This window comes from Allostigmatella hybrida (assembly GCF_020103775.1).
In the GTDB taxonomy this organism is placed as follows: domain Bacteria; phylum Myxococcota; class Myxococcia; order Myxococcales; family Myxococcaceae; genus Hyalangium; species Hyalangium aurantiaca.
Genome location: NZ_JAHXBH010000006.1, coordinates 254055 through 275131, shown reverse-complemented (window position 1 = coordinate 275131; position 21077 = coordinate 254055). Strand labels below are relative to the sequence as shown.

The 21077-nt window shown below is 69.2% G+C and carries 20 protein-coding genes; 5 read left to right on the top strand and 15 right to left on the bottom strand.

Features of this window, described 5'->3' with window-relative positions:
* Nucleotides 1–59: 59 nt before the first annotated feature.
* The 4 genes from KY661_RS13675 to KY661_RS13660 all read right to left on the bottom strand — a co-directional run bounded on the left by KY661_RS13675 (nt 60) and on the right by KY661_RS13660 (nt 3375).
* A complete protein-coding gene (locus tag KY661_RS13675; RefSeq protein WP_225410615.1) occupies nt 60–773 on the bottom strand; it encodes an HvfC/BufC N-terminal domain-containing protein in 714 nt (237 codons plus the stop codon).
* Nucleotides 770–1615 carry an MNIO family bufferin maturase gene (gene bufB / locus KY661_RS13670; RefSeq protein WP_225410614.1) on the bottom strand — a complete coding sequence of 282 codons (846 nt, stop codon included), beginning with the start codon at nt 1613–1615 and terminating at the stop codon, nt 770–772. Before bufB ends, KY661_RS13675 begins: the two co-directional genes overlap by 4 nt.
* A gap of 87 nt (nt 1616–1702) precedes the next feature.
* A complete protein-coding gene (locus KY661_RS13665) occupies nt 1703–1978 on the bottom strand; it encodes a hypothetical protein (protein ID WP_225410613.1) in 276 nt (91 codons plus the stop codon).
* Entirely contained in the window at nt 1975–3375 is a 1401-nt protein-coding gene (locus KY661_RS13660; RefSeq protein WP_225410612.1) for a M61 metallopeptidase family protein, read from the bottom strand. The genes KY661_RS13665 and KY661_RS13660 overlap by 4 nt, the downstream gene beginning before the upstream one ends.
* Before the next feature lie 393 nt (nt 3376–3768).
* Between KY661_RS13660 and KY661_RS13655 the strand changes: the two genes are divergently transcribed.
* Both KY661_RS13655 and KY661_RS13650 read left to right on the top strand, forming a co-directional pair.
* Nucleotides 3769–5322, top strand: a complete 1554-nt coding sequence (locus KY661_RS13655; RefSeq protein WP_075007087.1) for a helix-turn-helix domain-containing protein — start codon at nt 3769–3771, stop codon at nt 5320–5322.
* A gap of 35 nt (nt 5323–5357) precedes the next feature.
* Nucleotides 5358–6227, top strand: coding sequence for a tetratricopeptide repeat protein (locus KY661_RS13650; protein ID WP_225410611.1), 870 nt, complete (start codon nt 5358–5360; stop codon nt 6225–6227).
* Between the two features lies 1 nt (nt 6228).
* Here KY661_RS13650 and KY661_RS13645 read toward each other — a convergent pair whose 3' ends face one another.
* From KY661_RS13645 to KY661_RS13635, 3 genes are all read right to left on the bottom strand, one after another.
* Nucleotides 6229–6663 carry a hypothetical protein gene (locus KY661_RS13645; RefSeq protein WP_225410610.1) on the bottom strand — a complete coding sequence of 145 codons (435 nt, stop codon included), beginning with the start codon at nt 6661–6663 and terminating at the stop codon, nt 6229–6231.
* Entirely contained in the window at nt 6642–7421 is a 780-nt protein-coding gene (locus KY661_RS13640; RefSeq protein ID WP_075007090.1) for a sulfite exporter TauE/SafE family protein, read from the bottom strand. The genes KY661_RS13645 and KY661_RS13640 overlap by 22 nt, the downstream gene beginning before the upstream one ends.
* A 151-nt stretch (nt 7422–7572) precedes the next feature.
* Nucleotides 7573–8466, bottom strand: coding sequence for a hypothetical protein (locus tag KY661_RS13635; protein WP_225410609.1), 894 nt, complete (start codon nt 8464–8466; stop codon nt 7573–7575).
* A gap of 129 nt (nt 8467–8595) precedes the next feature.
* Between KY661_RS13635 and KY661_RS13630 the strand changes: the two genes are divergently transcribed.
* A complete protein-coding gene (locus KY661_RS13630) occupies nt 8596–10200 on the top strand; it encodes a leucyl aminopeptidase (protein ID WP_225410608.1) in 1605 nt (534 codons plus the stop codon).
* A gap of 47 nt (nt 10201–10247) precedes the next feature.
* Here KY661_RS13630 and KY661_RS13625 read toward each other — a convergent pair whose 3' ends face one another.
* The 7 genes from KY661_RS13625 to ruvB all read right to left on the bottom strand — a co-directional run bounded on the left by KY661_RS13625 (nt 10248) and on the right by ruvB (nt 17855).
* Nucleotides 10248–10820, bottom strand: coding sequence for a hypothetical protein (locus KY661_RS13625; RefSeq protein WP_225410607.1), 573 nt, complete (start codon nt 10818–10820; stop codon nt 10248–10250).
* Between the two features lie 92 nt (nt 10821–10912).
* Nucleotides 10913–11635 carry an orotidine-5'-phosphate decarboxylase gene (pyrF, locus tag KY661_RS13620; protein ID WP_263437009.1) on the bottom strand — a complete coding sequence of 241 codons (723 nt, stop codon included), beginning with the start codon at nt 11633–11635 and terminating at the stop codon, nt 10913–10915.
* Complete coding sequence (locus tag KY661_RS13615; protein WP_225410719.1) at nt 11635–12744, bottom strand: DUF4388 domain-containing protein; 1110 nt, start codon at nt 12742–12744, stop codon at nt 11635–11637. Before KY661_RS13615 ends, pyrF begins: the two co-directional genes overlap by 1 nt.
* A 141-nt stretch (nt 12745–12885) precedes the next feature.
* Nucleotides 12886–13968: a DsbA family protein gene (locus KY661_RS13610; protein WP_075007095.1), complete on the bottom strand. Its 1083-nt coding sequence runs from the start codon at nt 13966–13968 to the stop codon at nt 12886–12888.
* A gap of 49 nt (nt 13969–14017) precedes the next feature.
* On the bottom strand, nt 14018–14959 hold the full coding sequence (lpxC, locus tag KY661_RS13605; RefSeq protein ID WP_225410605.1) for a UDP-3-O-acyl-N-acetylglucosamine deacetylase: 942 nt from the start codon (nt 14957–14959) through the stop codon (nt 14018–14020).
* Nucleotides 14960–15313: 354 nt separating this feature from the next.
* Nucleotides 15314–16804 (bottom strand): hypothetical protein, encoded by a 1491-nt coding sequence (locus KY661_RS13600; RefSeq protein ID WP_225410604.1) that lies wholly within the window; start codon nt 16802–16804, stop codon nt 15314–15316.
* 16 nt (nt 16805–16820) lie between these two features.
* Nucleotides 16821–17855, bottom strand: coding sequence for a Holliday junction branch migration DNA helicase RuvB (gene ruvB, locus KY661_RS13595; RefSeq protein ID WP_225410603.1), 1035 nt, complete (start codon nt 17853–17855; stop codon nt 16821–16823).
* Nucleotides 17856–17956: 101 nt separating this feature from the next.
* Between ruvB and KY661_RS13590 the strand changes: the two genes are divergently transcribed.
* Together KY661_RS13590 and KY661_RS13585 are read left to right on the top strand one after the other, a co-directional pair.
* A complete protein-coding gene (locus KY661_RS13590; RefSeq protein ID WP_225410602.1) occupies nt 17957–19186 on the top strand; it encodes a zinc-dependent alcohol dehydrogenase in 1230 nt (409 codons plus the stop codon).
* Entirely contained in the window at nt 19183–20253 is a 1071-nt protein-coding gene (locus KY661_RS13585; RefSeq protein WP_225410601.1) for an MBL fold metallo-hydrolase, read from the top strand. The genes KY661_RS13590 and KY661_RS13585 overlap by 4 nt, the downstream gene beginning before the upstream one ends.
* 8 nt (nt 20254–20261) lie before the next feature.
* Here KY661_RS13585 and KY661_RS13580 read toward each other — a convergent pair whose 3' ends face one another.
* Nucleotides 20262–20870, bottom strand: coding sequence for a hypothetical protein (locus tag KY661_RS13580; RefSeq protein ID WP_225410600.1), 609 nt, complete (start codon nt 20868–20870; stop codon nt 20262–20264).
* Nucleotides 20871–21077: the final 207 nt, after the last annotated feature.

The following is a 21077-nucleotide window of genomic DNA, read 5'->3' as shown; positions in this document are numbered from 1 at the left end:
CCAGCACGAAGCGTGGGCCGTGTTGAGCGGCGGGCCGGAGGGCGGCCAGCAAGCCCCGCTCAGGGACTGAGGATGAACCCCTCGCGGACGCACTCCGCCACCGCCCGGTGGAGGGTGTCCACCGGCACGCCCGTGGCCGCCGCCACCGCCTCGGGCGACAGGTCCTCCAGGGCCATCTTCACCACCAGCAGCGCCCGGTCATGGGCGGGCATGAACCACGTCGTCAGCTGCTGGGGATGGCGCCACAGCAGCGCCATCTCCTCCCCCTCCTGAGGCGCGAGGGCCTGGCACTGGCCCCGCACCCAGGCGCAGAGCCGGAACGGGTGCTGCAACATCGCGAGCGTGGGGTTCACCGTGAGCCGCTCCACCGGCACCGGCAGCGGCTCCTCGGAGGCGTAGACCGTCCAGTCCGTCCACTCGAAGCGTGCCAGCGCGGGGATGAACGCCTTCAGCCCCAGGGCCTTGGCCTGGTCCGCCACGTAGGCCGGGAACCCCTCCCCCAGCTGGTTCATCTCGTAGTGCCGGGCAGGCCGTTGGACCTCAAACCCATCCAGCAAGGCGGTCCAGCACCCGGGGCCCACGCTCGCCTGGGTATATGGATAGAGCTTCGCCAGCGTCGCACGGACGTGGTGGCTCACGAACTCGCCGTAGAGCGCCACGCGGGCGGGGGCTTCGTCCCAGCCGGGGTGGGAGGCCCGCAGGCGCTCCAGCCCGGAAGGGGCCGCCAGGAAGTCCGTCATCGAGTCGAAGAAGTGCCGCAAGCCAGGCTTCATCGCACGGCCTCCTTCAGGAGTTTCCGGGCCCCGTCCGCCTCGTCCAGCACCGCCTCCAGCGAGGGGATGTCCTGGTCCCACTCGATGAGCGTGGACACGGGCCCGGTGCGCTCCAGCACGTAGCGATAGAGCGACCACACGTCGTCACACACGGGGCCGCCATGGGTGTCGATGAGCACGTCCGGCCGGCGCTCGTGCCCGGCCAGGTGAATCTGCACCACCCGCTCCAGCGGCAGCGCGTCCACGAACGCCCGCGGCGCGTAGCCGTGGTTCTGGGCATTCACATAGATGTTGTTCACATCCAGCAGCAGGCCACAGTCGGCCTCTTCGGCCACGCAGCGCAGGAAGGTGGCCTCGCTCAGCGTCCCTCCCGGCATGCGCGCGTAATAGCTCGGGTTCTCCAGCAGGAAGGGGCGGCCCACCCGGTCCATCACCTCGCGGACCCGGGGAACCACGTGCTCCACCGCCTCCTCGTTGAAGGGCAGCGGCAGCAGATCATGCAAGTACACCCCGCCCAGGCGCGAATAGCAGAGGTGATCCGAGAAGAAGGGCGACTCCAGCCGCCGCGTCAGCGCTGCCAGGCGGGTGATGTAGCCGTCGTCCAGCGGATCCGGCCCGCCGATGTTCAGCCCCACCCCGTGGGGGAGCAGCGGCCAGCGCTCGGCACAGGCGTCCAAGGCCTGTTGAGAGCGTCCGCCCAGGGTCAGAAAGTTCTCGGGGACGATCTCCACCCAGTCGAGCGCGCGCTCCGTGAGCGGCAACGTCTCGTAGAACCCGCGCCGCAGCCCGATCCCCGCGCCGAGGAACTTCAATCCATGCCTGTGGGCGTAGCCGTGGGACACCGGAGGCTCCTCGGAAGGGGACAACACCCTTGGCGAGAAGGCCTCTTCCCGCCAAGGGGTCCTGCGCATGCGGCGTGAGGCGGGCGGTTACTCCTTCTTGCCGCCGCACTTCCCCTCGCCACACTTCCCCTCGCCGCACTTCCCCTCACCACACGTGCCCTCCTGGCCCTTCGGGGCGGAGGGGGCCGCCATGGTGTCGCCCGCGGCTCCCTGCTCGGGAGCAGCCGCCTGGCTGCCGGGAGACGGGGCCGAGGTATCGCCGGAGGCAGGGGCGGCCTCCGCGGACTTGGAGGACGCACAACCGGTGGCCAGCGCGCTGAGAGAGAGGGTGCCAACAACCGCGGCCAGAGCCTTGACGTTCATGGATGCTTCCTTTCGAGACTGCGTGGAATGGACTGCGAGGACGGGGGGACAGTGGCATACCGCCGTTCATCCGCTGCCACTGCGGGGAAGCTGCTGACACTCCGGCTTTCCAGAGTTTCACGCAACAGGCTCTCCCGGGCGGGATGCAACCGGATGCCGCCCGGCGTGGGCGTCACCCCCAACGCTTCTAGCAAACCCCCCAACCCGGCAAAAGCAGGTTCACGCAGGTGCCGGGCCCGCACTTCGTCGAAGACGGGTTTCCCCGCCACGGCGTCCACGGCCGCGCCATAGGCCGCTGGCGTCGAGGTGGGTCCCTCCCGGGCCAGGTGCTCCAGCACGTCCTCCAACCCCCGCTGGTGCTGGGTGGCTCGCCGCAGCTCCACGTCGAGCATCAGGGAGAGGTACGCGCCCACCCAATAAATCCCCGGAGGTGCGTCCTCTTGAATCATCTCCTCCAGCGTCCGCCCCGCGGCCTGCGCCTTTCCTCGCTCGAAGCCCTCCAGCAGCCGCGTCCAGGCCTGCACGGGCGTCAGCCGTCCCGAGCGCGCCCGGGCCAGCTCCGTGAAGTAGGTGGCCAGCCCTTCGGAGATCCACGCCGTGCGCGGCTGGAAGGCGGGGTGGGTCAGGTGCAGCAGCTCATGGAGCGCGGCCCAATCCCCTTCCAGCGCGTCCAGGCGTGCCTCCTGTCCCACCAGCAGGGAGATGCTCGGTGGAGCGCTCCACATCAGCATGCCGAAGAGGCTGGGACGGCTGGAGCCCTCCACCGGGACGACGTGCAGGGCCACCCGTGGGAAGGGAAACGCCCGCCGCACGGTGAGCAGCTGCCCCGCGGTCCGCTCCAGCCAGCCGCAGACCGCCGCCTCCTCCAGGTGGCGCATCGGCGCGACGAGGGCCACGTCCAGCACCATCCCCGGCAGCCGGGCCTGGCACCGTCTTCCCCCGAAGCTGTGAAAGCCCGAGTCCACCAGGTCCTCGGCGGTCAACCGGTAGTGCCCTGCCGCATCCGGCACCCAGGGCAGCAGGGCCTCCGCCCCGGTCAGCGAGAGCTCCACCCGCCGGGACGGCGAGGCCCCCCAGGGGCGCAGCAGCCAGGCCCTCCCTGCCAGGTGCCGGGCCTCCCCCTGCCCCATTCCGGTGAAGAAGCCCGGCCCCCGCTCGCGGATGATCTCATCCAAGGGGTAGCGGTAGCGCAGCGAGCGCGTTCCCGCGGGCAGCCGCACCCGGCCTCCGGAGACGGGCAACCCCACCGCGGGCCCCTCTCCCCCGGAGAATGCCCAGACGGTCTTCACCCCACCCGGCTCGGTAAACAGAAACTCCTGCGCTCCGTCCTGATCGAGCACCACCTCCACGTCCAGGGCGTGCCCGGACTCGCGCACATAGGCCACGTGGTACCGCAAGGCCCTGGGGGCCTCCTGCGGCCCCGGAGGGGCCACGGGCTTCACCGTCTGGCAGGCAGACAGCCCCAGCAGAAGCGCCAGGAGCCCCGGCCCCCCTCCTGTAAAAAAGTGCCTGCCTCCCCTCTTTTTCATGGCACACCGTGTTAGTAAAAGTTTGACAACGTCATGAAAAGGTTCGGCGCCCCCCTGGCTCTTGCCCGCCACCCTGCGTCACAAGCTCCGGAAACGATTGCATTTTCTTCAGCGCGGGGACTGCTTGGGCGGAGCCGTTCGTTGGTCCTTCAACATGGGGGAACGCCTCCTGAAACGCTGGTTGCAAATCGGTAAATCGGTTTGCAAAGTTCCAGAGAGCAGAAGGCCCCGGCCAGGGGAGGCCTCTGTGTGGACCAGGGAATGAACGAGAACGCACTCAACGCGAACGTGGGCCTCAAACTGCGGGGCTTGCGGCTCGCACGCAACATCAAGCAGACGGATGCCGCGAAGGACCTGGGGGTCTCCCCCGCGTACCTGAACCTCATCGAGAAGGGCAAGCGGGTGATGCCCTTCCCGCTGCTGTGGAAGGCACTGCGCTACTTCGATCAGGACCCCGAGCAGTTCATGTCCACGCTGGGCGAAGGCCGCGTGGACGAGGCCCTGGCGAAGCTCCTGGACGAGCCGCTCCTGAAGAGCCTGGACATCGACTCCGAGTCCCTCCAGAGCCTGTCGGCGGAGCCAAAGCTCGCGGGCACCGTGGCCGCCCTCTTCAACCTCTACAAGAACACGCGCACCCAGCTGGAGAACGTGCTGACGCAGCTGTCCGCCGAGGAGCGGACGCGCGCCCAGACGGGCCAGACCGGCGGCACCGGCCCCGGGCTGCGCTTCGACTACTCGCCCTTCGACGAGGTGAGCGACTTCCTGGAGTCCCACCGCAACTACTTCCCGGAGCTGGAGGAGCAGGCGGAGGCGATGCGCCGGGACTTCCAGTTGGAGCGGCTGCTCACCAGCGCCCAGCTCATCCGCTTGCTGGAGGAGCGCTTTGGGTTCCGGGTGCAGTTCGAGCATGCGCCCAGCGGCTCGTCCGTGGTGCGCCGGTTGGACCTGGAGGAGCAGACGCTCACGCTCTCGCCGGACCTCACCGAGCAACCGCTGAAGTTCCAGGTGGCCACCAGCCTCGGCCTGCTGCTGATGGACCGGGAGAAGCTGGTGGAGCGCATCGTGGGGCATGGCCGCACCCGCCACGCCGAGACGCAGCGGCTCATCAAGGTGAACCTGTCCAACTACTTCGCCGGCGCGCTGATGCTGCCTTACGGGGACTTCTTCAAGGAAGTGGAGCGCACGCGCTACGACGTGGAGCTCTTGTCCAACATCTTCGGCACCACCTACGAGACGGTGGCCCACCGCTTCTGCAACCTCTCGGACCCGAAGCGCACGGGCATCCCCTTCCACTTCCTGCGCGCGGACATCGCCGGCAACATCTCCAAGCGCTACAGCGGCACGGGGCTCAAGTTCGCCACGGGCGGCGGCTCGTGCGGCAAGTGGGCCGTGCACCTGGCCTTCCTCAACCCCGGCCAGCTCACGCGCCAGTACTCGATGATGCCGGATGGGGCCACCTACTTCTGCTTCGCCAAGGTGCAGCTCCAGCCCATCGAGGGCTCCATCGTCAAGGGCACCGCCTACTCCATCGGCCTGGGCACCCACGCGGAGAACGCCAAGTACCTGGCCTACGGGCTGCCGACCAATGACTTGCGCAAGGACGCGGTGGCCAGCGGCATCACCTGCCGCTTCTGCGAGCGGACCGATTGCAACCAGCGCTCCGCGGCCAGCTACCGCTTCGCCTTCGCTTTTGACGAATACACCAAGAAGGACTGCTTCTTCTCGCCCCTGCTCGTCCACGAGGGCGGCAAGGGCGAGCGGGGAGAGCCCCTGGACAAGGCGCCGCGGCGCCGGAACAAGGACGGCGAGGGCTGACACCCTCTCCGGGCCGGTATAAGAGCCCCCTCACGATGAGCCTGACGGACAGCGAACGCGCCCACATTCAGAAAGCCCTCCAGACGCAGCGCGACGCGCTCGCGGCCCTGCGCTTCACCGGCAGCCCCACGGAAGTCGGCAACGGGCTGATCCAGCTCGCCGAGCTTCACGGCATGCTCGAGGACCATGCCGGCAGCCGGCAGAGCTACGAAGAGGCGCTTGGCTTCTTCAAGACTGCGGGCAACAAGGCGGGCCAGGCCCAGGCGCTCTACGGGCTGGGCATCGTGCGGGCGAACTTCGAGGACCACCCGGGCGCCATCGAGCGCCTGGCGCAGGCCGCGGCCCTCTACAACGAGCTGAAGGACCAGGAGGGCGAGGCGCTCTGCCGGGCCTGCGTCGGTGAGTCCCTGCGCGCGCTCGGGCACACGGACGGTGCCGAGGAGAAGTACCAGGAGGCGCTGATCCTCTTCCGCCAGCACCGGAACACCCAGCGCGTGGCCGCGCTGCTGCTGGACATCGGCGACATCCGCATGGAGGCCGGGGACTACAAGCGGGCCCGGGAGCGCTTCCTGGAGGCCCTCTCGCTGCTGGAGAAGGGCGAGGACCCCGAGCCGCTGGCGCTCTGCCAGCTGCTGCTCGGCGAGTCGGAGGGGCTGCTCGGCAACCACGAGGCGGCGCGCCCTCACCTGCTCCAGGCGGTGTCGCTGTACGGGCAGTTGCACGAGCACACCTTCGAAGCCCGGGCGCGGTGGGACCTGGCCCTGGCGTGCTACCACCAGCAGGACTGGCCGGCGGCGCGGGCCCAGTTCGAGGCGGTGCTGCCCCTCTACGAGGAGCAGGGCCGCGCGGACGAGGCCGCCAAGGTGCGCAACGTGCTGGCGCACTTCACCGCGCGCGGGGTGTGACTCAGGCGTGCATGCCCGAGCTCACCGCGAACGCCAGCATCCCCAGGATGCCCACGGCGTAGAGCGCGTAGCGCCACTCCCCGCGCAGCCCCAGCATGGTGCCGGCCACCGCCAGCCGGGCCACCGGCGTCATCAGCAGCAGTGACGCCGCGCCCTTGCGCAGCGTGTCAATGGAGACGGCCACATCCTGGGATTGCGGCAACACCTCCAGGACGAGCGACGCGAGGAACATCCCCCCGCTGATCAGCGCCCCACCCTGGAGAATCCGGACGATCCACCGCTCTCCGGCGGCGGCTCGCCCGATCCGCTTCTGGGCCCGGGCGGCTGGCACCGCCACGGGTGCGCGAAGCGGCTCCGAGCCATCCAGCGCCGTACCTTCCCCCTGCGGCGGTGCCACCGGTACCGCCGCCTCCCTCACTTCAAGATGCTCGGCCACAATCCCGCGCCTCCCTTCCACAACATCTGCACCGCCACCACCAGCAGCAGCCCCGCGAACAGCCTCTTGAGCACCGTGGTGGAGACGTATGGCATCAGCCGGCTGCCGCAATGGGCGCCCGCCAGCACGCCGACAATCAAGGGAGACACGAGCGCCAGCTTGAGGTGCCCGCGCCAGGCGTAGGAGGCCACGCTCGCGGCCCCCGTCACGCCAATCATCAGGCTGCTGGTGGCGCTGGCCACCTTGAAGGGCACGCCCATGCCGTAGCTCATCAGCGGCACCTTGAGCGGCCCCCCGCCCACGCCCAGCAAGGCCGACAGCCCGCCCGCCACGAACGAGCCCGAGACGCCCAGGGGGTAGTTCTCCGGCGTGTAGCGCTCCTGCACCGCCTCCCCCTTCGGGGAGCGAACCAGCAGAATCTGAAGGCCGACGTAGAGGGCGAACAGGCCGAACACCACCGCCACCATCGCCGGGGCGATGTAGACCGCCACCAGCCCGCCGATGATGGCGCCCATCACCGTGGCCAGCTCCAGGGTCAGCCCCAGGCGGATGTCACTCAGGCGCTTGTCCACGTAGCTGGCCGCTGCCGCACACGAGCCGGCCACCACACACATGAGGCTTGCCGGCACCGCCTCTTCCACCGGCAGCTTGAAGCCCAGCACCAGCAGCGGCACCAGCACCACCCCGCCGCCCACCCCGAGCAGTGAGCCCGCCAGACCCGCCACCATCCCCGCGGCAATGAGCAGTAGAACCGTCATCTCGCCACTGAGAATAGGGGCCGGTCCTGGCTTCGGATAGCGCCATTCCCCCCCGCGCTCCGGGCTCGCCTGGACGGCCGCTTCCCTCTCGTGGGCAACTCACCCTGTCAGACAAGGTGAGCGTTGAGTACCCGGCTCCGCAAGCCCTGGATCAAGCGACGCACGCGCCGATGACGCCTTCGGGAAACTCGTCCAGGAAGCGGGCACGCGTGCGCGGGGTGAAGGTGCCCCGGGCCATGTAGACCAACAGGCGCCGCAGCACGCCCCGGGCCTGCTCCAGCGACCCTTCCACCTCGGCGAAGAAGTCGAAGCCATCATGCCGGTACAGCTCGTGGAAGCTCAGCTGCGAGTACGCGGGCAGCCCGCGCAGACGGCCCAGCGGGCTGGAGAGGACGAGCCCCTTCAGGTAGAGCCCCCGGACCCACCCATCCACCTGCGCCTTGGTGGGTGCCTGTCCGGCACGCTCCTGCGTGGCCAGCCGCACCAGCTCGTAGATGCCGCGCCCGATGCCCCGGTAGGGGAACCCCGAACGCTTGATGACCTGGAACCGCTCCCGCAGGGCGGCGGTGCCCAGGGGCTCCTTGCCGTCCAGCTCCCGGAGGTAGAACAGCGTCTGAACCCATTCTATCTGCTGGTGCGCCTCCAGCGCGCGCACCCCCCGGCGGCGGTGGGCCACCACCATCCGCTCCACCTCGCCGTGAAGCCGCCGGTCCAGGCACAGGTGCAGGAAGTAGCCCGCCAGCAGCGCCAGGCCCGGCTCGGTACCCACCAGCGCCCCCGTGGCCACCAACTCCGCCATCTTCAGCCCCAGCCCCACCGGCGCATGCTCATGGTAGAGCCGCGCGAAGGCCGAGAGGTCCTGCGCCGGCAGCAGCGCGGACATGCCGCCCCGGAGCCCCTCGTACAGCGGAAGCGCGGGAAGCGCGGCGCCGAAGCGCGCGTACGGCAGGTCCTCGGACAGGGCCCGGGCAATGTCCGCGGGCAGGTCGCCCGGCTGGGCGGCGAGCCGCTCGATGGCTGTCAGGTGCAACAACATCGTGGGCATGCCGGGCCACTGCTACCCAGCGCGGCGCATCATTGCAATGGCCGAATGAATCCGGCGCTTTGCGTGTGACAGGGGCGGCGGTACAGTCCGCGCCGCTTTCTTCCCCCTCCTCTGGAGCCCATCCCCATCATGAACTTCAGCTTCGCCTCCGGCGACGCCGTGCGGGCCGGCGGCGCCCTGCTCGTCATCCCCCTGTTCGACGGCGACCTTGGAGACACCCCGCCCTCCGCGATGGCCTCCGCCGAGAAGGCCCTGGAGGGCAAGCTGAGAGCCGCCGCCGCCCAGGAAGGCTTCAAGGCCAAGGCGGATCAAAGCGTGTCCATTCACACGCTGGGCCGGCTCGCCGCCGATCGCGTGCTGCTGCTGGGCCTGGGCTCGCGCGCGAAGTTCACCCCCGAGGTGCTGCGCCTGGCCGCGGGCCGCGCCGCCAAGGCCGCCCAGAAGCTCAAGCTGGCCGACCTCACCTTCACCCTGCCCGGCACCGAACAGCCCGAGGAGGCCGTGCGGGCCATCGTCGAGGGGCTGCTGCTCGGCGCCTACCGGTTCGACCACTACAAGAGCACCGCCAAGGAGGAGAAGGCCTCGCCCCGGGCCACCACCGTGCGGCTCGTGCTGCCGGAGGGGGTGCAGAAGTCCCCCGCGCTGGAGCAGGCGCTGGAGCTGGGCCGGCGCGTGGCCGAGGCCACCAACTGGGCGAGGGACCTGGTCAACGAGCCGCCCAACGTGGTGAACCCCGAGCGCCTCGCGCAGGCCGCCCAGGAGGCCGCCAAGGAGTCCGGCCTCAAGGCCACCATCGGGGGCCAGCGCGACATCGAGCGCCTGGACATGGGCATGTTCCTGGCCGTGGCCCGGGGCAGCATCAACGAGCCCCGGCTCATCCACGTCGTCTATACGCCCAAGAACCCCAAGGACGCCAAGCGGGCGCCCCTGGCGCTGGTGGGCAAGGCCATCACGTTCGACTCCGGAGGCCTGTCGCTCAAGCCCTCGGACTCGATGATCGACATGAAGACGGACATGGCCGGCTCGGCGGCGGTGCTGGGCGCCATGAAGGTGATTGGCGCGCTCAAGCCCCCCTTCCCCGTGCACGCCTTCATCGGCGCGTGCGAGAACATGCCCTCGGGCAACGCGTACCGTCCGGGCGACATCCTCACCTCGCGCCTGGGCAAGACGGTGGAGATCACCAACACGGACGCCGAGGGGCGGCTCGTGCTGGGCGACATCCTCACCTGGGCCTGCGAGCACAAGCCCTCGGCGGTCATCGATCTGGCCACCCTGACGGGCGCCTGCGTGGTGGCCCTGGGCAACTACATCGTGGGCGCGTTCGGTGAGCACGACGCCACGGTGGCCGCGGTGCTGGAGGCGGCGCGCGCGGCGGGCGAGGAGTTCTGGCGGATGCCCGTCACGGATCTCCAGAAGGACGCGCTGCGCTCCGAGGTGGCGGACATGAAGAACTCGGGCGAGCGCTGGGGCGGCGCCATCAACGCGGCCCTGTTCCTGCGCGAGTTCGTGGGCGCCACGCCGTGGGTGCACCTGGACATCGCCGGCCCGTCGCAGAGCCCCAAGGAGCGCGGCTACTTCAACAAGGGCGCCACGGGCGTGGGTGTGCGCTCGCTCGTGGAGTACGTGCGGCAGCGCACCGCCGAGGTGGCCGCCCACCCGGAGGAAGAGGCCGCCGCGCCGGTCAAGCCCGCCAAGGGCGCCAAGCCCGCCAAGGGCAAGGCCCCGCGCGCCTGAGCCCGCTTGCCGGTGAGGGGTTCCTCCCCTCACCGGGCGTCCGGCGGTCAGCCCTGACTGGGCAACGGCCGGACGGCGCCGAAGAGGTCCTCCACGCTGCGCTCGCAGTCATCGCAAGCCTTCGCGGGCCACGTGGCCAGCAGCATGAAGAGGTGGCCCGGGCTGCCCTCCGTCACCGCGACGCGGCCGTGCACGCCCTGCCCCACCTGAAAGTCGAAGCCCACCGCGCTGTCGGACAGCGGGAGCGGCTCCAATTCCGAAGACACGAAGTCTGGCTGCTCGCTCAGGCCCCGGTTCAGCTGCTCGGCAATTTGAGTGGGGGAGCCCACGGCGGGGGCCACCTGGAGCACCACCTGGGCCCCGGTCATCCGGTGCCGGAGGATGACGGGAACCGCGGCGCCATCGGAGGACTCCTGCGGGGTGGACTCGTCGAGCTGCCACTCCGCGGCGGGCCGGACGATCTCGAAGCCCAGCTGCGCATCCACATAGCGGCGCGCCGGGGCGGTGGACTCCGCCGGGGCAACGCTCTGCTCAGCAGGCTCCCGGATCGCGGGCTTCGAAGCCCCGCACGCCGTGCACAGCACCCACACCGCACACCCCAGCCACCCCATCCGCCCCATGTCCCCACTCCCCGCCAGAATGCCCTGAGGGCGAAGTTGGCCATGCACCAGAAGGGCCGCCAGGGGCCCCCGGGCTCGAAGCGGAGCAGGTGTCAGCCGGATGAAACTTCCAGGGCGAGGGCACGCGCGGCGGCCACCGGATCCGGGGCGGTGTGGACCGGCCGGCCCACGACGAGCAGGTCCGCCCCCGCGCGCACCGCGAAGGCCGGCGTCTCCGCACGGGCCTGGTCTCCCCGCTCCGCGCCCGCGGGGCGGATGCCCGGGGTGCAGAGAAAGGGCGAGGGGCCAAGCAAGCGCCGAAGCCCCTCGGCTTCCCGGGGTGAGCACACGAGCCCGTCCACCCCGGCGCGGACCGCCAGTTGCGCCAGCCGCTGGGCCGCTGCCTCGGGGGCGCTGGAGAAGCCGATGTCCGTCACATCCGCAGCGGACAGGGAGGTCAGCACCGTCACCGCGAGCACCCGGGGCGGGGGGTGGCCCTGGCGCTGAGCCCCCTCGCGCGCCCCCTTCACGGCGGCCTTCACCATCGCCTCGCCACCCGCGGCGTGAACCGTGAGCAGCGCCACCCCCAGGGCCCCGGCGCGTGCGGCCGCCAGCTCCACGGTGTTGGGAATGTCGTGCAGCTTCAGGTCGAGGAACACCCGGCCGCCCAGTTTCTGGAAGGCGGTCACCGCCGCGGGCCCGTGCTCGACGAACAGCGAGAGCCCCACCTTGGCGTAGCCCATGAAGGGCGCCACGCTCGAATAGAGGGCGAGCCCCTGCTCCAAGGGCATGTCCACGGCGAGCGCAAGCCGCTCGCGGGCGGCGGAACCGTCCATCACGTCAATCCCTCCTGGAGGGCCCGGTAGGTGAGGGAGAGCTGGCCCGCGATGTCGGGCGGCAGCGCGTTCTGCGCGGTGAAGAGCGCATAGGAGACGAACGCATCGAGCGCCTCCAGCGTCAACGCGCGCGAGAGCGCCTCGTCTCCGGAGGCCACGTTGTTGCGGATGAGCGCCACGTCCACCCGCCCATCCTCGTCCAGCGTCACCCCCGCATAGGCATCTTCCAGCCCGGCGGGAGGCGAATCGAGGAAGCTGCTGAGCATGTTCACATCGCGCCCCACCTCCTGGAGCGCGCGGTAGACCAGCGAGAGCAGCAGGTTGTAGCGGTCCTCGGGACCGAGCGTCTCTGGGGAAGGGCCCCAATCGAAGGAGCCCGTGGCGGCGGCGGCCTCCGGCAAGGGCTCAATCACCAGCTCCCCGGTGCCCAGCCGCTCCTCCACCCAGCTCAGGAAGGCATGGATGCTGCCTTCGTACGCGGGGCGAAGCTCCTTCAGCGTGACGCCTTGGCGGGCCCGGGCGAACAGCGCCTCTTCTCCCGGGGGAACGGCCCGGGGGCCTGCCACCACCCGGGTGTCCTCCGGGTACAGGCGGCGCATGCGGTTGGTGGCCTCGCCCCGCTTGATGCCCTGGATGACGAGATCCCTCGTGCGCTCGGGCAGCTTCACGACGTCCGAGACGGGCGGCTGCGTCTCCAGGAAGAGGAAGTTGCCCTCCATCATCTCGAAGAGGTTGAGCACCACCTCGCGCACCAGGAACGTCATGGCGTTGTAGAGGTTCGACTCGGAGACCATCCCCTCGGTGACGAGCACCTGGCCCAGCCGCCGCGAGGGTGTCACCAGGCTGACGGCGTGCAGGAGCTGCTCGGAGGTGATGAGCCCCAGCTGGACGATGACGGCCCCCAGGCGCTCGTAGCGCTCGGTGGACGTGGCGAAGACGACCTGCCCGTCCCGGAACGACACCGTGCGGCGCAGCGCGCCCTGCTGGATGATGAGCTGGCCGCTGCGGATGCCGGACAGGACGTGGGAGAACACGTCCTCCATGAACAGCGAGCCCAGATTCCCGGCGAAGTAGCCGATGAGATCCGGCGGCTCCCGGAGGAGGATCATCCCCTCCGGCGCATGGAAGTGCGCCGACAAGGGGCGCAGCGGGGACAAGCCCGCGGCGAGCGGCCGCTCGAGATCCAGAGCAACCGCTTCACCGGTGATGCGAGGAGTGGCCTTGGGTCGTGGAGGTACCACGGCGCCACTCTACTTCTTCTTCTTCAACTCCGCGTCGATGATGGTCTTGAACTCGGAGGCCGGCACCGCGCCCGACAGGGCGATGCCGTTGATGAAGAAGGCTGGGGTGCCGGTGACCCCCACCTTCTCGCCATCGGCCATGTCCTTCTTGACGAGCTCGGCCTTCTTGTTCGAGTCCAGGCACTCGTTGAAGCGGGCGGAGTCCAGGCCCAGCTCGGTGGCGTACTTCTTCAGGTCCTCCACCTTGAGGTTCTGCTGGCTGGCGAAGAGCTTGTCGTGGAACTCCCAGAACTTGTTCTGGTCCTGGGCGCAGGCGGAGGCCTCGGCGGCCTTGGGCGCCTCGGCGTGGAAGCTCAGCGGGAAGTGGCGGAAGACCAGCTTCACCTTGCCCTCATAAGCCTTCAGCACCTCGTCCACGTTCTGGTTGGCCTTGCTGCAGAACGGGCACTGGAAGTCGCTGAACTCCACGATGGTGATGGGGGCGTTGTCCGGGCCCTTGGAGGGGCCGGTGGCGGCCACTTCCGCGCGCTTCTCGGGCAGGTTGATCTGCACCTCGGCCTTGTCCTTCAGCTGGGTGAACAGGGCCTGGGCGTGCTCGCGCTTGGCCTGCTCGCTCAGCATCTTGACGATCTCCGGCTTCACCTGCTCCAGGGTGACTTCCGGGGGCAGCTGGCCGCCGGCCTTCGCCTGGTCGTAGATCTTCTGGATCTCCGCGTCGGAGGGCGTGGCGACCTTCGACTCCACCTCGGCCTTGATGAGCGCGTCCTCGTTCTCCAGGCCGCGCTTCTTGGCCTCGGACTGAACGAGCTTCTCGATGATGTAGCCATCGAGGCCGCGCTTGATGAGGTCCTGCTTGCGCTTCTCGAGGTCCGCCATGGGAGGACCGATGCGCGAGGTCAGCTCCCCGTACGTCACCTTCTGCTCGGCGCCGTCCAACTTGTAGGTCGCGACGACCGCGTCGGAGGCGGGCTCACACTGGCCCGCGGAGGCCGTGGGGGCGGAGGTGGCCGGCGACGTCTGCTTGTTGCAGCCGGAGAGGACAGAGGCCGCAATGAGGGCGGACAGGACAAGACGGAAGGGACGCTGGGACATGGGCCCGGGGTCTTAATCGAGGAGTCCGGGCCTCGCAAAAGAAACTTGGCTAAGCGAGCAGCGGCTCCAGCTCCAGTCCCCCCGGCAACTCCGGAAGGCGAAGCTCCGAGCGCTCCACGTCCATCCGCCGCAGCGGCACCAATTCGTAGCAACCCGGGTCCGACAGCACCTTCTGCACCAGCTTGTGGTTGAGGGCGTGGCCCGTCTTGAAGACCTTCAGGTGGCCGATGACGGGGCGCCCGAACAGGGACACATCGCCGATGGCGTCGAGGATCTTGTGCCGCACGAACTCGTCCGAGAAGCGCAGGCCCTCGGGGTTGAGGATGGACGCCTCGTCCACGACGATGGCGTTCTCCAGCGAGCCGCCCCGGGCCAGCCCCAGCTTCTTGAGCATCTCCACATCCCGGAGGAAGCCAAAGGTGCGGGCGCGGGAGATTTCCCCGGAGAAGCTGCGCTCGGACAGCTCCACCTCGTAGTCCTGGCTGGAGACGAGCGGGTGCTTGAAGTCGATGGAGCAGGTGATGCGGAAGCGGCGCGAGGGCACCAGCGTGGCCTCCTTGTCCCCTTCCGTCACGGTGACGGGCCGCTTGATGACCAGGTAGCTGCGCGGCTCCTCCAGCTCGCGGACGCCCGCGCTCGCCACCATCTGCACGAAGTGCGCGGCGCTGCCGTCCATGACGGGCACCTCGGGGCCATCCAGCTCCACGCGCACGTTGTCGATGCCCAGCCCGGCCAGCGCCGAGAGCAGGTGCTCCACCGTGCCCACCTTCACCCCGTCCTTGCCCAGCGTGGTGGCCATCGCCGTGTCCACCACGTACTCGGACAGCGCGGGGATGAGCACCGGCCGGGGCGTGTCCGTGCGGACGAAGAGGATGCCATGGTGCGCCGGAGCGGGCCGAAGGGTGAGGTTCACCGTTGCGCCCGAGTGAAGCCCCACTCCCTGGCAGGAGACGGAATGGCCGAGCGTGCGCTGGTTGTCGAAGGAAGGCATTGCCGTGTCGCCTCTTTCACTGACGTTCACTGCGGTCCTGCTGCGATGCGCGAACAGAGCAAGCTACGTGCCATGTGCTGGAAGGGCCAGGGCCGCTCCGGAGAAGCCCCGGGGGCTTCTATGTCCCGGAAAACCTTGGGGTTTTTCCCTCCCTGCCGAAGGAATCCGTCCCCTCGGGGACCGTCCTTCCTCCCGCCGCCACCTCCCTACGCCCTCGACCGTGACATTTCTGTCCGACATCCGTCACTTGGTTGCCCCGAGGAACGAGCAAGCTGCCCCTCGGCCGTGACGCGCCGGGGTCCATAACGCAAGGAAGTGCCTGGAAGCAAACACTCCCAGGCACCGGGCGGACGTTCAGTGAGGGGGGGGGGCCAGGAAGCGGTCCCGGAGGGCCTCGGCTTCCAGACGATCAAAAGTACGGCCGCGCAGGAGCACCCGCCGGCTCACGGAGGCGAAGGTGCTCTCCAGCGTCTGCGAGAAGCGGCGCAGGTCCTCGATGAGGCGCTGGCGGATGCTGGGCCCCTCGGGCGGCCAGGGCAGCTCCATCAAGAGCGCGGTGAAGCGGTCGAAGGGCTCGTAGTCCGAGTAGCGCAGGAGCTGATAGCTCACCTCCTGGAAGTAACCGAAGTAGGACTTGAGCGCGGAGAGCGCCGCCTCGGCGGCCGGCAGCGACTCGCCCGACAGGGCGTGCTCGGTGGCGCGGCACAACTGCCCGAAGACCCACAGGTCCTTGCGCAGCCGCAGGGCCATCTCCTCCGGGGCGGCGAGCCGCGCGAAGGCCCCTTCCCCGCCGTTGCTGCTCGGCTCGAGCGCCTCGGCCAAGGCCACCACCTGGCCCTGCAGGAGCGTGGTGAAGGCGGCGGCGGCCTGCATGGGCGCATCCGGCTCGCTGTCCAGCGACACCAGCACCTCGCGGGAGATGCGCTCCGTCTCCTTCATGATGTCCCGCGCGGAGCGAAGGCCCACGGCCTTGAGGCGCTTGGGCCCCACCCCGGTGGCGAACTCCTGGCGCAGGTACCCCACGAGGCTCACCGCCTCGCTGCGCACCAGCGCGAGCACCACCCGCGCCCGGGGCGGAGACGGATCCTCCCCATCCCGCCCCACATAAGAGAGGTAGTGCAGCAGGCGGAACAGGGCGAGGAACGCCGTGGTGAACAGGCGCCGGGTGTCCTCCGGCTGCTGGGCGAGCAGATCCAGCACGCGGACCGAGTGAATGCGGTCATACTCGATGTGAAACTCAAGCGGCCGGAAGGGTCGGAAGTAGCGGTTGAGGACGATCTCCCGGAGGGCCAGGTTGCCCACATCCGAGAAGAGCCCCAGGCCACAGGTGGGCAGCTTCAGCAGGTGGTCGATGAGGTTGCGCAGCGACTCGAACGACTCGCGCAACACGAAGAGGCTCTCCTGGGGCGTGTCCTGGTCCAGCTCCTCTTCCAGGAAAGCGCGGCGGACCCGGTCATCCGCCAGCTGCGTCTCCACATACTTACGGAACACCAGCTTCGAGTCCGAGTCGGGATCCAACAGGCGGCGCGCGATGCGGATGGCGCGGTGGATGGCGTCGCGGACATCGCCCAGCTCGGAGCGAAAGTCGCGGGTGACCAGGGGACGCGCCTGGGCATCCAGCACCCCATTGTGGAGGTTGAAGTAGCGCTCCACGCCGCGCAGCAGCATCTCGAACTCGAAGAGCTGCTCCTCGCGGCCCTCCACGTTGACGCCGCGCAACCAGCGCTCGCGCTCGGCGAGGAAGCCAACGCGCGAGGACTGCGTGGCGCGCATCAGGTCCGCGTAGAAATCCCGGGCCACGCGGGGGGGCGGCGGGACCGGCTGCTTGGCGCGTGCCTGGCTCATCGGAAGCACTTCCCTCTCAAAAGAGGCTCCCCTGCGGGGAGGCGGGCGGAGGAGCCCTCTTGAAATAACCGTAGGCCCGGTGGGTCGCCATGCGGCCACGGGGTGTGCGCTGGAGGAAGCCCTCCTGGAGGAGGTAGGGCTCGTACACATCCTCGATGGAGTCACGCTGCTCACCCACACTGGCGGCGATGGTCTCCACCCCCACCGGGCCACCCCCGAACTTGTCGATGATGGTCAGCAGAATCCTGCGATCCATGGAATCCAGGCCGCTGGCATCCACGCCCAGCCGGTCCAGGGAGTCGCTGGCCAGCGCCTGGGTGATGCGGCCCTCGCCCTCCACCTGGGCGAAGTCGCGCAACCGGCGCAGCAGCCGGTTGGCGATGCGGGGCGTGCCGCGGGAGCGGGTGGAGACTTCCTTGCTGGCCTCGCGATCCAGGGGAACCCCGAGGATGCGCGCCGAGCGGTTGAGGATCATCTCCAGGTACTTGGGCTCGTAGTAGTCCAGGCGCTCCTGAATCTGGAACCGGTCCCGGAGGGGCGAGGTGAGCAGGCCCGTGCGGGTGGTGGCGCCGATGAGGGTGAAGGGCGGCAGGTCGATCTTCATCGCGCGCGCGGCCGGGCCCGTGTCGATGGTGATGTCCAGCCGGAAGTCCTCCATCGCCGGGTAGAGGTACTCCTCGACGGCGGCGTTGAGCCGGTGGATCTCGTCGATGAAGAGCACGTCGCGCTCGTTGAGGTTCGTGAGCAGGCCGGCCAGGTCCCCCTTGCGCTCGAGCGCGGGACCACTGGTGACATGGATGCCCACGCCCAGCTCGGAGGCGATGATGTGCGCCAGCGACGTCTTGCCCAGGCCCGGAGGCCCCGAGAAGAGACAGTGGTCGAGCGCATCCCGGCGCTGGCTGGAGGCCCGGACGTAGACCTTGAGCTTCTCGACGACGGTGCCCTGGCCCACGTACTCGTCGAAGGTCCGGGGGCGCAGGGAGGCCTCCAGACGGACATCGTCTCCCTGCACCTCTTCCGACAACGTATCGGACTTCCGCTTCGTGGCCATGTCAGTGCTCACCCTACCAAGAACGGCGCGCGTGTCGCCGTTCATCTCCCGGCAGTAGACTCGTGCGCCACGCCGGCCGGCTGTCCAGGGGGCACGAACCCGTGAAGGGCCTCGTCTTCGATTTGTCCTTGCCCAAGTACGTCCTCGCCAAGGGGCTGGGACGGCTGTACCCCAGGCTTCACTACGGCCTGGGAAGCTGTCTTTCCCTGAGAGAGCTGCCCTCCCCGGCCCTCCCGGGGCCCGGCTGGGTCCGCTTGAAGCCCCGGCTGGCGGGGCTCTGTGGCTCGGACCTGGCCACCCTCTTCTTCAAGGTCAGCCTCCAGCTGGAACCCTTCAATAGCTTCCCCGCCGTGCTGGGACACGAGATCCTCGCCACGCTGGAAGAGGACGGTCCGGGACTGGAGGCCGGGCAGCGGGTGGCCGTGGATCCGCTGCTGCCCTGCCGCTTGAGAGGACTGGCGCCCCCGTGCAAGCCCTGTGCGGCCGGACAGGAGAACGGGTGCGAGCGCACCGCGGACGGCTGCCTCGCCGCGGGCCAGATGCTCGGCTACCAGCGAGACCTGCCCGGCGGCATGGGCACGGGGATGGTGGCCCACCCTTCCCAGCTCCACCCCTTGCCTCCGGGCGTCTCGGACAAGGCCGGGGTGCTGGTGGAGCCGCTGGCGGTGGGCCTCCACGCCGTCCTCAAGGTGCCCCTGAAACCCGAGGACCGGGTGCTCGTCATCGGCGGAGGCGCCGTGGCCTTCGCGGTGCTGTGGGCGATTCGGGCATTGGGCTACCGCAACCCGGTGACGCTGCTGGCGGCCGAGGAGTACCAGCGGAAGCTGGCCCTGCAGCTCGGCGCGGATGACACCGTGCTCGTGCAGGAGGACGCGGCGGAAGCCCGGGAAGTCGCCCGGCTGACCGGCGCCCGGCTGTACAAACCCATCCTCGGCCCCCCCACGCTCACGGGAGGCTTCGAGGTGACGATCGACTGTATCGGCAGCCCTGCCTCCGTCCAGGACTCGCTGCGCTACACCCGGGCGTTGGGGAAGGTGGTGCTGGTGGGGGCCGCGGGGCGCCTCAACGGGGTGGACTGGACCATGGTGTGGCGCCATGAGCTGACCGTGCTGGGCTCGTACGTGTATGGCACGGAGACCTTCCGGGGCGAGCGGAAGCACACCTTCGATCTGGTGCTGGAGCTGCTCTCCCGGCGCGAGGGGCCGGATCCCTCGGTGCTCGTCACCCACCTCTTTCCGCTCTCGCGGTACCAGGAGGCCATCGAGGCCAACCTGGCACGGGGGCGCTGGCAGTCCGTGAAAACCGCTTTCGACCTGACGGTGAACCCATGACGTCGAGCTTCCGCCCCCTGCCCTCCCTGGCCGCTGCCCGCGCCGAGCCCATTGCCGGCCTTCGCCTCCAGCACCTCCGCCGCGCCGCGCAGGAGGCCCGGGAAGCCTTCGTGGCCGAAGGCCCCGTGGCCGCGGTGGCCACCTGTGACTTGATCACCTTCCCCTACCCGGCCCAGTTCGCCTTCAGCGGGGCAGCCCTGTCCCCGGTGCCCTATGTGATGATGACCAACCGGATGCAGGTGGTGCAGTTCCGCGAGGGCGGGACGCTGCGCACGCTGCTCTTCAACCCCAGCGACTACGAGCGGGGCTACGCGGCGCCCTTCTACCGGAGCCTGCGCGAGCGCTATGGGGCCTTCGTCGCGGACAAGATGATGTCCACGCGGCATGGCACGGTGGAGGGCCACCTGGCGGCGCTGGGGCTGAAGCCCGAGGACGTGGACTACCTCGCCTTCGACCACCTGCACGTCCAGGATGTCCGCCGCTGGCTGGGCGGCACGGGCGACCCGGCCTACTTCCCCCGGGCGAAGCTCCTGGTGCAGCGCGCCGAGTGGGAGGCCGTGAAGCACCTGCACCCGATGCAGACGGTCTGGTACGTGCCGGACGGCACGGCGGGAGTCCCCGAGGATCGCATCAAGCTGCTGGAGGGCGACGTGTGGCTGGGCCCGGGGGCCGCCATCCTGGCCACGCCCGGGCACACGCTGGGGAACATGTCCCTGGCCGTGGCCACGGGCAAGGAGGTCTTCGTGGTGAGTGAGAACGGCGTGGCCACGGAGAGCTACACGCCGCTGCAGTCCGCCATCCCGGGCATGCGCTCCTTCGCCGAGCACATGGGCCTGGAAGTGGTGCTCAACGGCAACACCCGCGAGCACTCCCTGGATCAGTACTCCTCCATGGTGGTGGAGAAGCTGTTCGCGGGGCCTTCGGCGGTGGAAGAAGCGTTCGTGAACTTCCACCCCTCCTCCCTGCTCACGGCCTCCCTGATGGCGCCAGGGGTGTCCCCCACGGTGGTCTTGCCCGCGCCCCACTTTGGAGAGATCCGCCCGGCGTCAGCGCGCCGGGCGGCGTGAACCCGGCGTCAGTAGGAGTAGATCACAGGCGCCTGGGCGCTCGTGAAGAATCCAGGGAACACCGCAGTGTATTGGGTCGCGGTTCCATGCGCGCACCCCGTGGTGGAGTAGTTGTAACAAATGACATTCCCCCCCGCCTGTCCCTGAACCACCAGGGTCGCGTGGTTGTAGACGGAAAGCTGGGTCACGAACGCCGACCCTGGACCGCCGCCGCCGCCCCCCGGCGGCTGGTAGCCTCCGCTCAGCGAGGCATGCCTCAGGACGCTGGTTGTATTCAGATCCGCCTGGACGACATGGGCCCGGGTGAAGAATCCCATGCCCCGGATGGTGTACCACTCGTTATACCCAACCACGAACCCGGCCTGCTCCACGTTGATGAAGATGTCCGGCTCGTACGTGGACGTTCCCACGAGGGTGGAGGCAGGCGCCGTCTGACAGGTGCCAGAGGGATCCGCCTCGATACGGGCGTAGATATTGAACGGGGGCGCGGGATAACCGGTGACCTGATCCTGCTCGACCCGGACCTTGTACGTACAGCCATTCCAAACCGCTTGAACTTCCTTGCTGAACCCGATCTGCGCCTTGCCGAACTCCCCCTCGGCGGCTGCGGCCCCCATGGGCGAAACCAGAGCAACGGCAACTCCCAAAGCAAACGTCCCCATCCAACGCATGGTTGACCCTCCCGTTGATGCCTGACTCCGTGAAGGGGCAAACCTTACAAGGCGGTGTCGAGAAAGACATGTCCATAACGTCACAAGTGCGCGTGTATGCGAATGAGAGACCCCATGACCCAAGGTGTTCCCCAACGGCACTGAACCACTGTA

Bases quoted from the DNA above. Each gene is read 5' to 3' on its own strand.
- KY661_RS13675 (WP_225410615.1), bottom strand. From the start codon at position 773: ATGAAGCCTGGCTTGCGGCACTTCTTCGACTCGATGACGGACTTCCTG.
- KY661_RS13665 (WP_225410613.1), bottom strand. From the start codon at position 1,978: ATGAACGTCAAGGCTCTGGCCGCGGTTGTTGGCACCCTCTCTCTCAGC.
- KY661_RS13655 (WP_075007087.1), top strand. From the start codon at position 3,769: ATGAACGAGAACGCACTCAACGCGAACGTGGGCCTCAAACTGCGGGGC.
- KY661_RS13650 (WP_225410611.1), top strand. From the start codon at position 5,358: ATGAGCCTGACGGACAGCGAACGCGCCCACATTCAGAAAGCCCTCCAG.
- KY661_RS13640 (WP_075007090.1), bottom strand. From the start codon at position 7,421: ATGACGGTTCTACTGCTCATTGCCGCGGGGATGGTGGCGGGTCTGGCG.
- KY661_RS13635 (WP_225410609.1), bottom strand. From the start codon at position 8,466: ATGCCCACGATGTTGTTGCACCTGACAGCCATCGAGCGGCTCGCCGCC.
- KY661_RS13630 (WP_225410608.1), top strand. From the start codon at position 8,596: ATGAACTTCAGCTTCGCCTCCGGCGACGCCGTGCGGGCCGGCGGCGCC.
- KY661_RS13625 (WP_225410607.1), bottom strand. From the start codon at position 10,820: ATGGGGCGGATGGGGTGGCTGGGGTGTGCGGTGTGGGTGCTGTGCACG.
- pyrF (WP_263437009.1), bottom strand. From the start codon at position 11,635: ATGGACGGTTCCGCCGCCCGCGAGCGGCTTGCGCTCGCCGTGGACATG.
- KY661_RS13615 (WP_225410719.1), bottom strand. From the start codon at position 12,744: ATGATCCTCCTCCGGGAGCCGCCGGATCTCATCGGCTACTTCGCCGGG.
- KY661_RS13610 (WP_075007095.1), bottom strand. From the start codon at position 13,968: ATGTCCCAGCGTCCCTTCCGTCTTGTCCTGTCCGCCCTCATTGCGGCC.
- lpxC (WP_225410605.1), bottom strand. From the start codon at position 14,959: ATGCCTTCCTTCGACAACCAGCGCACGCTCGGCCATTCCGTCTCCTGC.
- KY661_RS13600 (WP_225410604.1), bottom strand. From the start codon at position 16,804: ATGAGCCAGGCACGCGCCAAGCAGCCGGTCCCGCCGCCCCCCCGCGTG.
- ruvB (WP_225410603.1), bottom strand. From the start codon at position 17,855: ATGGCCACGAAGCGGAAGTCCGATACGTTGTCGGAAGAGGTGCAGGGA.
- KY661_RS13585 (WP_225410601.1), top strand. From the start codon at position 19,183: ATGACGTCGAGCTTCCGCCCCCTGCCCTCCCTGGCCGCTGCCCGCGCC.
- KY661_RS13580 (WP_225410600.1), bottom strand. From the start codon at position 20,870: ATGGGGGCCGCAGCCGCCGAGGGGGAGTTCGGCAAGGCGCAGATCGGG.